The organism is Pseudomonas indica NBRC 103045 (genome assembly GCF_002091635.1).
In the GTDB taxonomy this organism is placed as follows: domain Bacteria; phylum Pseudomonadota; class Gammaproteobacteria; order Pseudomonadales; family Pseudomonadaceae; genus Pseudomonas_M; species Pseudomonas_M indica.
This window is the reverse complement of record NZ_BDAC01000001.1, coordinates 466872-480241: the sequence shown is the minus strand read 5'-3', so window position 1 is coordinate 480241 and position 13370 is coordinate 466872. Positions and strand designations below refer to the sequence as shown.

13 protein-coding genes are annotated in these 13370 nt (G+C 66.2%); 4 read left to right on the top strand and 9 right to left on the bottom strand.

What is annotated here, in order from left to right; all coding sequences use genetic code 11:
• Window positions 1–28: 28 nt before the first annotated feature.
• The 3 genes from PIN01S_RS02155 to PIN01S_RS02145 form a co-directional block, all read right to left on the bottom strand.
• Window positions 29–1435, bottom strand: a complete 1407-nt coding sequence (locus tag PIN01S_RS02155; protein ID WP_084333426.1) for an aminoacyl-tRNA deacylase and HDOD domain-containing protein — start codon at window positions 1433–1435, stop codon at window positions 29–31.
• Between the two features lie 91 nt (window positions 1436–1526).
• Window positions 1527–3602: an ATP-dependent DNA helicase RecG gene (gene recG / locus PIN01S_RS02150; protein ID WP_084333424.1), complete on the bottom strand. Its 2076-nt coding sequence runs from the start codon at window positions 3600–3602 to the stop codon at window positions 1527–1529.
• Window positions 3599–4534, bottom strand: a complete 936-nt coding sequence (locus PIN01S_RS02145; protein WP_084333422.1) for a hydrogen peroxide-inducible genes activator — start codon at window positions 4532–4534, stop codon at window positions 3599–3601. The genes recG and PIN01S_RS02145 overlap by 4 nt, the downstream gene beginning before the upstream one ends.
• A gap of 98 nt (window positions 4535–4632) precedes the next feature.
• Here PIN01S_RS02145 and PIN01S_RS02140 point away from each other — a divergent pair, with 98 nt between their 5' ends.
• The 3 genes from PIN01S_RS02140 to PIN01S_RS02130 all read left to right on the top strand — a co-directional run bounded on the left by PIN01S_RS02140 (window position 4633) and on the right by PIN01S_RS02130 (window position 7007).
• Window positions 4633–5493, top strand: coding sequence for an NAD-dependent epimerase/dehydratase family protein (locus tag PIN01S_RS02140; RefSeq protein ID WP_084333421.1), 861 nt, complete (start codon window positions 4633–4635; stop codon window positions 5491–5493).
• Complete coding sequence (locus PIN01S_RS02135; protein WP_084333420.1) at window positions 5490–6296, top strand: helix-turn-helix transcriptional regulator; 807 nt, start codon at window positions 5490–5492, stop codon at window positions 6294–6296. The genes PIN01S_RS02140 and PIN01S_RS02135 overlap by 4 nt, the downstream gene beginning before the upstream one ends.
• A 78-nt stretch (window positions 6297–6374) precedes the next feature.
• Window positions 6375–7007, top strand: coding sequence for a LysE family translocator (locus tag PIN01S_RS02130; RefSeq protein WP_084333418.1), 633 nt, complete (start codon window positions 6375–6377; stop codon window positions 7005–7007).
• Here PIN01S_RS02130 and PIN01S_RS02125 read toward each other — a convergent pair whose 3' ends face one another.
• From PIN01S_RS02125 to PIN01S_RS02100, 6 genes are all read right to left on the bottom strand, one after another.
• Window positions 7008–7739, bottom strand: a complete 732-nt coding sequence (locus PIN01S_RS02125) for a hypothetical protein (RefSeq protein WP_084333416.1) — start codon at window positions 7737–7739, stop codon at window positions 7008–7010. It lies immediately after the preceding gene.
• A 51-nt stretch (window positions 7740–7790) separates the two neighbouring features.
• The gene (gene ridA / locus PIN01S_RS02120) at window positions 7791–8171 is read right to left on the bottom strand and encodes a RidA family protein (protein WP_084333414.1); all 381 of its coding nucleotides are present in this window, start codon (window positions 8169–8171) and stop codon (window positions 7791–7793) included.
• A gap of 151 nt (window positions 8172–8322) precedes the next feature.
• Complete coding sequence (gene spoT, locus PIN01S_RS02115; RefSeq protein ID WP_084333412.1) at window positions 8323–10431, bottom strand: bifunctional GTP diphosphokinase/guanosine-3',5'-bis pyrophosphate 3'-pyrophosphohydrolase; 2109 nt, start codon at window positions 10429–10431, stop codon at window positions 8323–8325.
• Window positions 10432–10491: 60 nt separating this feature from the next.
• The gene (gene rpoZ / locus PIN01S_RS02110) at window positions 10492–10755 is read right to left on the bottom strand and encodes a DNA-directed RNA polymerase subunit omega (protein ID WP_084333410.1); all 264 of its coding nucleotides are present in this window, start codon (window positions 10753–10755) and stop codon (window positions 10492–10494) included.
• A gap of 136 nt (window positions 10756–10891) precedes the next feature.
• Window positions 10892–11512: a guanylate kinase gene (gene gmk / locus PIN01S_RS02105; RefSeq protein ID WP_084333408.1), complete on the bottom strand. Its 621-nt coding sequence runs from the start codon at window positions 11510–11512 to the stop codon at window positions 10892–10894.
• Between the two features lie 124 nt (window positions 11513–11636).
• Window positions 11637–12500, bottom strand: a complete 864-nt coding sequence (locus tag PIN01S_RS02100; RefSeq protein ID WP_084333406.1) for a YicC/YloC family endoribonuclease — start codon at window positions 12498–12500, stop codon at window positions 11637–11639.
• Window positions 12501–12641: 141 nt separating this feature from the next.
• Between PIN01S_RS02100 and rph the strand changes: the two genes are divergently transcribed.
• Complete coding sequence (gene rph, locus PIN01S_RS02095; protein ID WP_084333404.1) at window positions 12642–13364, top strand: ribonuclease PH; 723 nt, start codon at window positions 12642–12644, stop codon at window positions 13362–13364.
• The last annotated feature ends 6 nt before the right edge of the window (window positions 13365–13370 follow it).

The window sequence follows — 13370 nt, the reverse complement described above, 5'->3', positions numbered from 1 at the left end:
GACGAGCGGTGGTCAGGCCCAGCCGGCATCAGCCATGGGCGCCAGGGAACTGCGACACCAGTTCGCGCAGGGCGACTTCGGCATCCAGTACCTTGCGCACGACCTCTTCGGCCTTTTCCTGACTCAATCCCAGACGCTCGAACAGTTCCGGCGGCAACGGCCGCTTCGGGCCCTCGCCGATGTCGTGCTCGCGCAGCAGGCTGACGGCCAGGTAGATCAGGTTGGGATAGACGGCGTTTTCGCTCTGGTGCTCGGAGTCGTGCTGGAAGCGCAGCGCGGCGACCAGCTCTTCCGGCATGTCCCAGTAGCGCATCAGCCAGGCGCCGATCTGTTCGCGGGTGATGCCCAGCAGGTGCTGTTCCACATAGCTATGGTCGAGGTGCGGGTTGACCTCGAGATGGCGGCAGATCAGCGAGAAGTGTGGCGGGAAGACGTGGGCCAGGACCAGGTAGCCGAAGTTGTGCAGCAGGCCGGCGAGGTAGGCGAGGCCGTTTTCCGGGCGTTGGGCGCGCGGCATGGCGCGGGTCAGGCCCTCGATCACCGCGGCGGTGTAGATCGCCTGCTGCCAGTAGGGGGTGGCCTGCTGCGGCTGGTCCTTGGGCAGGCTCAGGGTCTTGCCGAGAGCCAGGCCCAGCGCCAGGTTGATCACCAGATCGAAGCCCAGCACGCGGACGATGGCGTCTTCCACCGAGCGGATCTTGCCCGGTGCGGCGTAGTAGGGTGACGAGGCCCAGCTCACCACCTGGGCGGCCAGGGCCGGGTCGGTTTCCACCACGCCGGTGATGTCGTCGACGGTGGCGTCCGGGTCGACGCGCAGCTTGATGATCTTCTGCGCGGTGGCCGGCAGCGGCGGAATCTCGATGGTTTCTTCCAGGCGCTGCTGGATGCGCCGGGCGGTGAAGGCCTGCACGGCCTGGGTGATCTCGGCGCGGTCGTCGTGCGGACGGTCGAGGTTCGGTCGGATGTTCTCCAGGGGTTCGCCGAAGCGTGCGGCGCTGGCCTTGCTCAGCAGGTTGCGGTACGCGTCGATGCCGATTTCCAGCAGCACGCCGGCTTCGCCCGACTCGACCAGCAGCGAGGGCACCTGCAGCAGGCGTTCGTCGTACAGGCAGGGGGAAACGGTCAGCGGCGGCAGCGCCGGCAGTACGCAGAGGCTGTGCTTGCCGAGCATGCGTTCCAGGCGGTCCGGCTTGACCGCGGCGAGCTTGCGCCCGGTGAGTTCGGCGAGACGGTTGAGATCGAGCAGCTGGCTCTGCGGGAAGAGCACCAGCAGCGAGCCGACCGCGTCCTCCAGCAACACCGCCTGGGCCCGTTGTGCCGGTGCCAGGTCGACCCGGTCGCGGCGTACCTGGTAGGGGATGCCGAGTTTTTCCAAGAGTTGCTGGATCATGGCAGGCGGTTGCGGGGCGGCGGGAGCGAGGGCGGCTTCGGTCATAAGCGGGGTCCGGCTGGGAGAACGTGTGCCCGGAGTATAACCAGCTTGGAGCGGCTCTACCGGGCAGGCGACAAGCGCCCCTGGTGTTGTATCACACTTGTCCGTACTGCTGACCATGCCGCAGCCAGCGTTCGAGCAACGGGCTGACATGCTGGGGCCAATGTGCCAGCAGGGCCTGGGCGGCATCGCGTACCGCCGGCAGTAGGTCTGCGTCGCGCATCAGGTCGGCCACCTTGAACTGCAGCAGGCCGGTCTGGCGGGTGCCGAGCATCTCGCCGGGGCCGCGCAGTTCGAGGTCTTTCTCGGCGATGACGAAGCCGTCGCAGGTCTCGCGCATGATCGCCAGGCGCTCGCGGCCGAGTTGCGACAACGGGGCGTGGTAGAGCAGTACGCAATGGCTGGCGGCGCTGCCCCGGCCGACCCGGCCGCGCAACTGGTGCAATTGGGCCAGGCCGAGCCGTTCGGGGTTCTCGATGATCATCAGGCTGGCGTTGGGCACGTCGACGCCCACCTCGATCACCGTGGTGGCCACCAGCAATTGCAGCCGGCCTTCCTTGAATTCCTGCATCACAGCGGCCTTTTCCGCCGGCTTCATGCGCCCGTGGATCAGCCCGACACGCAGCTCGCCGAGGGCCGAGGAAAGTTCTTCGAAGGTAGTTTCCGCCGCCTGGCAGGTTAGCTCCTCGGATTCTTCGATCAGCGTGCACACCCAGTAGGCCTGGCGGCCTTCGCGGCAGGCGGCGCGGACGCGCTCTATCACTTCCAGGCGGCGGCTGTCGGCGATCACCAGGGTGTTCACCGGGGTACGGCCGGGCGGCAGTTCGTCGAGGATCGAGGTGTCCAGGTCGGCGTAGGCGCTCATCGCCAGGGTCCGCGGGATGGGCGTGGCGGTCATGATCAGTTGGTGCGGGCAGAGCCGGCCGTCGACGCCTTTCTGGCGCAGGGCCAGGCGCTGCTGCACGCCGAAGCGGTGCTGTTCGTCGATGATCACCAGGGCCAGGCGCTTGAACTGCACCTCATCCTGGAACAGTGCGTGGGTGCCGACCACCATCGGGCAGCCGCCGGCGATCTGTTCCAGTGCGGCCGCGCGGGCCTTGCCCTTGAGCTTGCCGGCCAGCCAGGCGACTTCGATGTCGAGCGGCTCCAGCCAGCGGCTGAAATTGAGGAAGTGCTGTTCGGCGAGAATCTCGGTTGGCGCCATCAGCGCCACCTGATAGCCGGCCTCCAGCGCCTGCAAGGCGGCGAGGGCGGCCACCACCGTCTTGCCTGCGCCGACGTCGCCCTGCACCAGGCGCAGCATGGGCTCGTGCTGGCTGAGGTCGTAGGCAATCTCGGCGCCGACCCGCTGCTGCGCGCCGGTGGGCTTGAAGCCCAGGTTGGCGAGGAAGCGTTGCGGCAGCTTCTTCGCCGACGGCAGTGCCGGCGCGGCCTGGGCGCGCACGGCTTCGCGCAGGCGTTGCAGGGACAACTGATGGGTGAGTAGTTCTTCGAAGGCCAGACGGTGCTGGGCCCAGTGGCGGCCTTCGGCGAGCTCTTCCAGGTCGGCGTCCGGTGGCGGCCGGTGCAAGTAGCGGATCGCTTCGTCGAGCGGGCCGAGACGGTAATCGCGGGCCAGCTCCTCGGGCAGCCAGTCGGGCAGGCTGTGCGGTCCGAGACGCGCCAGGGCCTGCTGGCTGAGGCCGCGCAGGCGCTGCTGGGTCAGGCCCTCGGTGGTCGGGTAGATGGGCGTCAGGGTCTGTTCCACCGGGGGCGGCTCGGCACCGGCCAGGGCACGGTATTCCGGGTGGTAGATCTCCAGGCCGGAGGCTCCCGGACGGACTTCGCCGTAGCAGCGCAGGGTGGTGCCGCGCTTGAGCCCGTCCTTCTGCGCCTGGCTGAAATGGAAGAAGCGCAGGCTGAGGGTGCCGCTGCCGTCCTGCAGGCGGACCAGCAGGCTGCGCCGACGACCCATGACCACATCGGCTCCGGCGATGGTGCCCTCGACCACGGCATCCTGGCCGGGGCGCAGCGCGCCGATGGGGGTAATGCGGGTGCGGTCCTGGTAGCGCAGCGGCAGGTGGAAGAGCACGTCCTGCAGGGTTTCCAACCCCACCTTGGCCAGCTTTTCGGCCAGTGCCGCGCCCACCCCTTTCAGGGTGGTGACCGGGATTCTCGCCAGTTCGGTCATGCCGGCTGCTTTTCTTCCACTAATTGCGGGCGCGCCACCGAGCAGAGGCGGATCGAGTCGGCGAGGATTTCGATGGCCTTGGGCCGCGGGAAGCTGGCGCGCCAGGCGATGGCCACGGTGCGGTAGGGCACTGGCGGGGTGAACGGACGCACTTCGAGCACGCCGGGGGAATAGTGGTGGCTGTCCACGGCGGAAAACGGCAGAACCGAAACGCCGAGACCGGAGGCGACCATGTGGCGGATGGTTTCCAGCGAGCTGGACTCCACCGTGGTGTGCTTGCTGGCTTCCTCGCCCTTGTGCAGGGTCGGGCAGGCTTCCAGCACTTGGTCGCGGAAGCAGTGGCCTTCGCCGAGCAGGAGCAGGCTCTTGTCGTTGAGCAACTCGCTGTCGATGGTGTGCTTGCCGGTCCAGGGGTGGCCGGCGGGCATCAATACGTAGAAGGGTTCGTCATAGAGCGGTTTGGTCAGGACGTCCGCTTCCTGGAAGGGCAGCGCGATGATGATGGCGTCCAGCTCGCCCGTGCGCAGCTTGTCGCGCAGCACATGGGTGAAGTTTTCCTCGATGTACAGCGGCATCTGCGGTGCCACTCGATGCAGTTGCGGGATCAGGTGTGGGAACAGGTAGGGCCCGACGGTATAGATGGCGCCGATCTTCAGCGGGGCGGCCAACTGGTTCTTGCCAGCCTGGGCCAGTTCGCGGATGCCCTGGGCCTGTTCGAGCACCTTCTGCGCCTGGGTGACGATGTTCTCTCCCACCGGGGTCAGGCGCACCGCGCTCTTGCTGCGCTCGAAGATCAGCACGCCGAGTTCGTCCTCCAGTTTCTTCACGCCGACCGAGAGCGTGGGCTGGCTGACGTGGCAGCGCTCGGCGGCACGGCCGAAGTGCTGTTCCTGGGCGAGCGTGACGATGTAGCGCAGTTCGGTGAGGGTCATAGTGTTTTTCCATCAGATTGCGCCCAAGCATAGCCTTTGCACAGCGCCGAACCAACCGGGCTACACTGCGCGCTGGCGAAAATTCGGAGAGTGTCACCATGACCCAGGCGCCTACGATGCTGATCGCCGGTTGCGGCGATGTCGGCAGTCGGCTCGGCGAGGCGTTGGCCGTCGACGGCTGGCGTGTATATGGCGTGCGCCGTAACGTGGCGGCGCTACCGCGATCGATCCTGCCGGTGGCCGGCGATCTACAGGCGCCGCAGTGTCCGCCGGACTGGCCGGAGGGGGTGCTGGATTACCTGGTCTACAGCGCGGCGGCGAGCCAGCACGACGAGGCGGGCTATCGTGCCGCCTACATCGACGGGCTTCGCCATGTGCTGACTTGGTTGGCGCATCGGGGACAGAGGCCGCGGCGACTGCTGTTCGTCTCCAGCAGCGGGGTCTATGCTCAGCAGGGCGGCGAGTGGGTGGATGAGAATTCGCCCGCCGAGGCCGAGGGCTATTCCGGCCGGGTGATGCGCGAGGCTGAGCAGATCGCCCTGGCCAGCGGCATTCCGGCGACCGTGGTACGCCTGACCGGCATTTACGGGCCGGGCCGCGAGTGGCTGCTCAATCAGGTGCGCCAGGGCTACCGGGTGGCCAGCGAGCCACCGTTGTTCGCCAACCGTATCCATCGCGACGATGCCGCCGGGCTGCTGGCCTTTCTGTTACGCGCCGATGCCGCCGGCACCGCCCTGGCCGATTGCTACCTGGGGGTGGACGATGCGCCGGCGCCGTTGCAGGAAGTGGTCGCCTGGCTGCGCAACCGGCTGGGCGTGACCGAGTGGGCCGAGGAGGCCACGGTGCGCCGGGCCGGCAGCAAGCGTTGTAGCAACGCACGGGCCCGCGCCCTGGGTTGGACGCCGCGCTATCCGAGCTACCGGGAAGGTTACGCGGCGATCCTGGAGAGCGCCGGATGAGCGCCAACCGCCTGCTGGCGCGGCCCTGGTTGCCGGGGGTGGAGTTGTTCCATGCCGATTTTTCCGGGCAGGCGTTCGGTCGCCACAGCCACGATGCGTTTGCCATCGGCGCCATCCTGCACGGTGTGGGCGGCTATCAGTGCCGTGGCGCGCGGCATGCCATCCCGGCCGGCAAGTTGTCGCTGATGAATCCCGAGGAGCCGCATACCGGGCATGCCGAGTCGGAGCGGCTGGTCTACCGCATGCTTTATATCGAGGAAGCGCGCCTGCCGGTGCTGCTCGGGCGCAAGGTCCTGCCGCGCGGCTTTCGCGAGTTGAACCCGGCGGATGACGGCGCGGTGGCCGCCGGGTTGGCTCGGCTGGCAGCCGAATTCGAAAGGAATGACGCCCTGGCCCTGGAGAGCGAACTGCTGGCGGTGCTGGAGCTGGTTTTCGTACGCCATGGCGGCTTGCGTGCGGCGGTGCCGGCGAGCCGTGACGGCGGCGTTACGGCACGCCTGCGCGACTATCTGGAGACGCACTACACCGAGGCGATCGGCCTGGAACAACTGGCGGCGCTGGTCCAGCGCCATCCGCGTCATCTGATCGACGCTTTCCGCCGTGCCTACGGTGTGCCGCCGCATACCTACCTGTTGCAGCGGCGGGTCCGCGAGGCCAAGCGCCGCCTGTTGCAGGGCGAGCCACTGCTGGATGTGGCCTTGGCGCTCGGCTTCTACGATCAGGCGCATTTCTCCGGCACCTTCAAGCGTTTCACCGGGGTGACGCCGGGGCATTTCCGGCGCAGCGCGGGCATGCCGGCCTGACAGCTATCACCTGAGTTTTCTCCAAGACTTCCCACCCCGCGCCATCGAGACTGTCCGCCGTGTTCGCGGAGGTCGTCCATGTTCGCTCTGTTCCTGTTGGTCGCCGGTACTCATTTTGCGGCGCTGCTCTCGCCAGGGCCGGATTTCTTTCTGTTGATCCGGGCGGCGCTGCTGCAAGGCCGGCGCCAGGCCGATGGCTGCGCTGGCGGGATCGCCCTGGCCAATCTGATCAGCATGTCGATGGTCCTGCTCGCCTTGAGCCTGCTGCCGGGAGAAGGCGGCTGGCTGTGGCGGCTCATCCAGGGTATCGGCGGAGGCTATTTCGTCTGGCTCGGTCTCCAGGCCCTAGGCTCTCGCCGGGAGCTGGCATTGCCGGAGCAGGGTGAGCGGGCGGGTGGGCGCTGGTCCGACGGGCTAATCCAGGGGGTGTTGGCCAGCAGCCTCAATCCGAAGCTGCCGATTTTCTATGCCGGGCTGTTCGGCGTACTGCGCGAAGCGGCCATGCCGGGTTGGGCCCTGGCCTTGAGCATGGGCTGGATGACGCTGGTGGTGCTGCTCTGGGATATGGCGCTGGTCCGTCTGCTCGACCATGCGCGCTGGCGGACCTGGCTGCGGCGCCGGGTCGGCCTGCTCGACCGGATCTGCGGCGCGCTGCTGCTGGTACTGGGCGGCTGGCTGGCGATTGGAGCCGTGCAGCCGGGCTGGTCGTGATCAGTCGCGTTCCAGCAGCCAGGCACGGGCGCCGGGATGGTAGTCCGGCATTTCATCGAACTGGGCGCGGTTGCGGGCTTCGAGGATTTCCAGGGTGTCGCCGTCGCGCCTGAACAGCCATTCCCGGCCCTGTTCGCCGAGCTGTAGCCAGAGGGCATCGTTCTCGCCGCTCATGCTGGCGCAGTCGCCGGCCAGGCAAAGTGCATAGCGGTCGGCGCCGGGCAGGCCTTCGAGACGGCCATCCGCATGGAAGCGCACCAGTCCGCCCTTGCCCTGGCCCTCGCGGATCAACCAGTCGCCGCCGAGGTAGGCGGCATACAGTGCCGTTTCGAAGCGGCTGCCCGGTGGGGTACCGCCTGCGCGCGGTTCGGCACGGGCAAAGCGTTGCTCCGGCCAGACTTCGCTGCCTTCCTGCAGGAGCTCGCCGCCTTTCAAGCGCAGGTATTCGTGGTAGTCGCCGTAGAAATCCACGCGCCAGCGCTTGCCGTCATCGAGTACCAGTTGGCCTTCACCGAGTTCGAAGCCATTGCTGTAGCTAGCGATCCCGCGTTGCCCGTCGATCTGCCATTCGAGGTTGGGCCCATAGGCCATCAGGGCTTCGCGGAGACTCTGGCCTTCGGCCGCGGCATCGATGGCCGCCTGGTTGATCCAGACTCCGCTGGGGTCCTTGGGCTGGTTGGCGCAGCCAGCGAGCAGCGCGGCGCAGGCGAGCAGGGCGAGGGGGTAACGCATGGGGTTCCTTCCAGAATGGAACGGCGGAGCCTTGGGCTCCGCCGGAGGGGCTTACTCGATGACCAGGATGGCGTCCATTTCCACCTGGGCGCCGCGCGGCAGCGCAGCCACGCCAATAGCGGCGCGAGCCGGGTAGGGCTGCTCGAAGTAGCGGCCCATGACTTCATTGACCTTGGCGAAATGCGACAGGTCGGTGAGGAAGATGTTCAGCTTGACTACGTCCTTGAACGAGCCACCGGCCGCTTCGGCGACGGCCTTGAGGTTTTCGAACACCTGCACGGTCTGGGCTTCGAAGCCTTCCACCAGTTCCATGGTCTTCGGGTCCAGCGGGATCTGCCCGGACATGTACACGGTGTTGCCGGCCTTGATCGCCTGGGAATAGGTGCCGATGGCGGCGGGAGCCTTGTCGCTGTTGATCACGCTCTTGCTCATGGGGAACTCCTTGGAAGAGGCAGCTCAAGCGGTAAGACGGATGGCCGCCCCCCGCAAGCTGCAAAATAAAGGCGGATCAGGCTACAGGCTGCAAGCCAAGGGCTGCAAGAGCCGGGGGCCGTGGCTTGCGACGTGTAGCTTGCCGCCGCCGTCACGCGCGAACGCGGGTGATGCGGACCACACCCTTGAGTGCACGCAGTTTCTTGATCACGCGGGCCAGATGGACGCGGTCATGCACGCTGACCACCATCTGCACGATGCTGATGCGGCCGTCGCGCTCGTCCATGCTGATTTTTTCGATGTTGCCGTCGGCGGCGTTGACGCTGCCGGCGAGCAGGGCGATCAGGCCGCGCTGGTGTTCCAGCTCTACCCGCAGTTCGACGTTGAATTCGCCGGTGACGTCCTTGGCCCAGGAGAGCTGGATGCACTTCTCCGGGTTGTGGCGGATTTCACCGATGTTCTTGCAGCTTTCCAGGTGCACCACCATGCCTTTGCCGGCCGACAGATGGCCGACGATGGGGTCGCCGGGGATCGGTGTGCAGCACTTGGCGTAGCTCAGCACCAGGCCCTCGGTACCGCGGATCGCCAGCGGACCTTCGCTGCTCGGCGCTTCCTCGCCGTCACTGGCCAGCAGGCGGCGGGCGACCACATAGGCCATGCGGTTGCCGAGGCCGATGTCTTCCAGCAGGTCTTCCAGCACTTCGAGGCGGTACTCGCCCAGCACTTGCTGGATGCGTTCGGCGGGAATCTTGTCCAGGTGGCTGTCGAAACCGGCCAGCACCTTGTTCAGCAGGCGCTCGCCGAGGCTGATGGACTCCGAGCGGCGTTGCAGCTTGAGGGCGTGGCGGATGTGGGTGCGGGCCTTGCCGGTGACCACGAAGTTCAGCCATGCCGGATTCGGCCGCGCGCCCGGCGCAGTCACGATCTCCACCGTGGCGCCACTTTCCAGCGGCTGCGACAGCGGCGCGAGGCGGCGGTTGATGCGGCAGGCGATGCAGGTGTTGCCGACGTCGGTATGCACGGCGTAGGCGAAATCGACCGCGGTGGAGCCTTTCGGCAGCTCCATGATGCGGCCCTTGGGCGTGAACACGTAGACCTCGTCCGGGAACAGGTCGATCTTCACGCTCTCGATGAATTCCAGCGAGTTGCCCGCGCGCTGCTGCAACTCCAGCACACCCTTGACCCACTGCCGCGCGCGGGCATGGGTGCCCTTGGGCGAGTCGTCTTCGTTGGACTTGTATAGCCAATGCGCGGCAATGCCGTTGTTGGCCATTTCTTCCATCTCGCGGGTGCGGATCTGGATCTCGATGGGCACGCCGTGCATGCCGAAGAGGGTGGTATGCAGCGACTGGTAGCCGTTCGCCTTGGGAATCGCGATGTAGTCCTTGAAGCGGCCGGGCAGCGGTTTGTAGAGACTGTGCACCGCGCCGAGCACGCGGTAGCAGGTGTCGACTTTGTCGACGATGATGCGGAAGGCGTAGACGTCCATGATCTCGTTGAACGCCCGTCGCTTGCCGCGCATCTTCTGGTAGATGCTGAAGAGGTGCTTCTCGCGGCCGATCACTTCGCCTTCGAGCCCTTCGCGCTCCAGGCAGTGCTTGAGCGACTCTTCGATCTTATTGACGATTTCCTTGCGGTTGCCGCGGGCGCGCTTGACCGCCTGACGGATGCGCTCGGAGCGCATCGGGTGCATGGCCTTGAAACCCAGGTCTTCGAACTCCACGCGCATGCTGTGGATGCCCAGCCGGTTGGCGATGGGGGCGTAGATTTCCAGGGTTTCCTTGGCGATGCGTCGTCGTTTCTCGCCAGACAGCACTTCCAGGGTGCGCATGTTGTGCAGACGATCGGCCAGCTTGACCAAGATCACGCGGATGTCGCGGGCCATGGCCATGGCCATCTTCTGGAAGTTTTCCGCCTGGGCTTCGGCCTTGGTCTCGAAGTTCATCTGGGTCAGCTTGCTGACCCCGTCGACCAGTTCCGCCACCGTCTCGCCGAACTGGGAAGACAGCGCTTCCTTGGCGATGCCGGTGTCCTCGATCACGTCATGCAGCATGGCGGCCATCAGGCTCTGATGGTCCATGTGCATGTCGGCGAGGATACCGGCGACGGCCAGGGGATGGGTGACGTAGGCTTCGCCGCTGCGCCGGCGCTGGCCGTCATGGGCCTGCTCGGCATAGAAATAGGCACGGCGGACCAGGTTGACCTGGTCCGGGCCGAGGTAGGTCGACAGCCGTTCGGCGAGGGTATCTATGCTCGGCATGGGTGTACCCCCTGCCGGACCGTTTGCCCCTGCGCCGCGTGACTTCGACCGGGCATGGCGTTACAGGGCCTCGTTGGCCTCGTCCTCGAAGGCAGCGAAGATCGGCTCTTCTTCGACGATGTCGTCCTGGGCGATCACGTCGTAGTCGACCAGGCCGGCGGCGATTTCGCGCAGAGCGACGACGGTCGGCTTGTCGTTTTCCCAGGCGACCTTGGGTTCCTTGCCACCGGTGGCGAGTTGACGGGAACGCTTGGTGGCGAGCATGACCAGCTCGAAGCGGTTATCGACGTTTTCCAGGCAGTCTTCAACGGTGACGCGGGCCATGGTGTTCCTCAACTGATAGCGAAAAGTGCCGAGCCCGAATGGGCGAGCGGACTGGATAGTCTAAAAAATCACCACCATTAAGGGAAGCCCCGGCTCGCGCGGCAAGCAGCGGTCGGGACATCGCCTCGCGGTGGGTTCATGCCAAAAGCTGGCTCAATAGATCGGCGTGGCGCTGTTGCTGCGAGCCTTGCTGCAACTGGTTGGCGCGGAAGATGGCTTTGAGATCATCCAGCGCGGTGGCGAAATCGTCGTTGATCACCAGGTAATCGTACTCGACGTAGTGGCTCATCTCGTTGACCGCTTCGCGCATGCGCCGCTCGATCACCTCGTCGCTGTCCTGGCCGCGGTTGGTCAGGCGCTGGCGCAGGGCCTGCTGGGTAGGCGGAAGGATGAAGATGGAGCGCGCCTGGGGCATCAACCGGCGGACCTGCTGGGCGCCCTGCCAGTCGATTTCGAGAATCAGGTCGTAGCCTTCGGCCAGGGTCTCCTCCAGCCAGCGCTGGGAGGTGCCGTAGAGATTACCGAAGACTTCGGCATGTTCGAGAAACTCGTTGCGATCGAGCATCTCGATAAAGGACTCACGGCTGACGAAGTGGTAGTTCACCCCGTCCACTTCGCCCGGACGCATGCCCCGGGTGGTGTGCGATACCGATACGCGGACCTGGGGCAGGGCGTCGATCAGGGCCTTGACCAGGCTGGTCTTGCCGGCGCCGGACGGTGCGGAAACGATGTAGAGGGTGCCGGTGGTGGCGGGCATGGAATCTTCCTGCAAAGACTGTGGGCGGGACTGTGTCCGTTCGTGGTCCGGGCAGCCCCGGTATTCGGTTGTCACGCTGCGTTGGCGCGATGGCCGTCACGCTCTGACAGCATGACGTGCCGTTTCATTCGATGTTTTGCACCTGTTCGCGCATCTGCTCGATCAGCACCTTGAGGTTTACCGCCGCCTGGGTGCTGCGCGGGTCGAATGCCTTCGAGCCCAGCGTGTTGGCTTCGCGGTTGAGTTCCTGCATCAGGAAGTCCAGGCGCCGACCGGCGGCACCGCCAGCCTTGAGCACGCGGCGCACTTCGTTGACGTGAGTACTCAGGCGATCCAGTTCTTCGGCGACGTCGCTCTTCTGGGCCAGCAGGACCAGTTCCTGCTCCAGGCGCTGCGGGTCCGGCTCGATCTGCAGTTCGGCGAAACGGTCGAGAATCTTTTGCCGCTGGGCGGCGAGCATCTGCGGAACCAGGGTACGCAGGGCGGCCACTTCGTCGAGAATGCTATCCAGGCGCTCTTCCAGAAGGCGGGCCAACTCGGCGCCTTCGCGGGCGCGGCCGGTCTTGAGCTGGGCCAGGGCTTCGGCGAATACGCCCAGGGCTTCGGCATTGAGTGCCTGCGGATCGGCTGCGTCGGCCACCAGCACGCCAGGCCAGGCCAGGACTTCCAGCGGGTTGAGCGGAGCCGGCTGGCTGATCAGGGCAGAGACGCTTTCGGCGGCGGCGATCAGTTGGGTGGCGCGCTCGCGGTTCACCTGCAGCGGTTTGCCTGCGGTTTCCTCGGCGAAGCGCAAGGTGCATTCCACCTTGCCGCGCGACAGGCCCTGGCGCAGCGCCTCGCGCACCGCGCCTTCGAGATCGCGAAAGGCTTCGGGCAGGCGCAGCAGCGGTTCCAGGTAACGGTGATTGACCGAGCGCAGCTCCCAGCTCAGGGTGCCGTGGGCGCCGGCCCGCTCGGCCCGGGCGAAGGCGGTCATGCTGTGCACCATGGGGTTACCTCGGAATTCCAGTTCGAAAGGGGCAGGATTGTAGCGCAGTGCGTCGGCCTGCCCAATCTGCGATGTCCGCGCGGCGACCGGGGCTCTATAATGCCGGGCAGGTATCCATCCGAACGAAACAGGTATTTCCCGATGAAGCGTCCCAGTGGCCGCACCGCCGATCAGCTGCGCTCGATCCGCATCAGCCGAAACTACACCAAGCATGCCGAAGGCTCCGTGCTGGTGGAGTTCGGCGATACCAAAGTGATCTGCACGGCCAGCGTCGAATCCGGCGTGCCGCGTTTTCTCAAGGGGCAGGGGCAAGGTTGGCTGACGGCCGAATACGGCATGTTGCCTCGGGCCACCGGCGAGCGGACCCAGCGTGAAGCCAGCCGTGGCAAGCAGGGCGGCCGGACCCTGGAGATCCAGCGTCTGATCGGCCGCTCGCTGCGCGCCGCGCTGGACATGTCCAAGCTCGGCGAGAACACCATCTACATCGACTGCGATGTGATCCAGGCCGACGGTGGCACCCGCACCGCATCCATTACCGGCGCGATGGTGGCGTTGGCCGATGCACTGAAGGTCCTGAAGAAGCGCGGCACCCTGAAAGGCGGCGAGCCGCTGAAACAGATGGTCGCCGCGGTGTCCGTGGGCATCTACCAGGGCGAGCCGATCCTCGATCTGGATTATCTGGAAGATTCCGCGGCCGAGACCGATCTGAACGTGGTGATGACCGACGCGGGCGGTTTCATCGAGGTGCAGGGTACCGCCGAAGGCGCGCCGTTCCAGCCGGAAGAGCTGAACGCCATGCTGGCCCTGGCGCAACAAGGCGTGCGTGAGCTGTTCGAATTGCAACGCGCGGCACTGGCCGACTGAGCGAGG

Coding starts and splice junctions, on each gene's coding strand:
- PIN01S_RS02155 (WP_084333426.1), bottom strand. CDS start 1,435: ATGACCGAAGCCGCCCTCGCTCCCGCCGCCCCGCAACCGCCTGCCATG.
- recG (WP_084333424.1), bottom strand. CDS start 3,602: ATGACCGAACTGGCGAGAATCCCGGTCACCACCCTGAAAGGGGTGGGC.
- PIN01S_RS02145 (WP_084333422.1), bottom strand. CDS start 4,534: ATGACCCTCACCGAACTGCGCTACATCGTCACGCTCGCCCAGGAACAG.
- PIN01S_RS02140 (WP_084333421.1), top strand. CDS start 4,633: ATGACCCAGGCGCCTACGATGCTGATCGCCGGTTGCGGCGATGTCGGC.
- PIN01S_RS02135 (WP_084333420.1), top strand. CDS start 5,490: ATGAGCGCCAACCGCCTGCTGGCGCGGCCCTGGTTGCCGGGGGTGGAG.
- PIN01S_RS02130 (WP_084333418.1), top strand. CDS start 6,375: ATGTTCGCTCTGTTCCTGTTGGTCGCCGGTACTCATTTTGCGGCGCTG.
- PIN01S_RS02125 (WP_084333416.1), bottom strand. CDS start 7,739: ATGCGTTACCCCCTCGCCCTGCTCGCCTGCGCCGCGCTGCTCGCTGGC.
- ridA (WP_084333414.1), bottom strand. CDS start 8,171: ATGAGCAAGAGCGTGATCAACAGCGACAAGGCTCCCGCCGCCATCGGC.
- spoT (WP_084333412.1), bottom strand. CDS start 10,431: ATGCCGAGCATAGATACCCTCGCCGAACGGCTGTCGACCTACCTCGGC.
- rpoZ (WP_084333410.1), bottom strand. CDS start 10,755: ATGGCCCGCGTCACCGTTGAAGACTGCCTGGAAAACGTCGATAACCGC.
- gmk (WP_084333408.1), bottom strand. CDS start 11,512: ATGCCCGCCACCACCGGCACCCTCTACATCGTTTCCGCACCGTCCGGC.
- PIN01S_RS02100 (WP_084333406.1), bottom strand. CDS start 12,500: ATGGTGCACAGCATGACCGCCTTCGCCCGGGCCGAGCGGGCCGGCGCC.
- rph (WP_084333404.1), top strand. CDS start 12,642: ATGAAGCGTCCCAGTGGCCGCACCGCCGATCAGCTGCGCTCGATCCGC.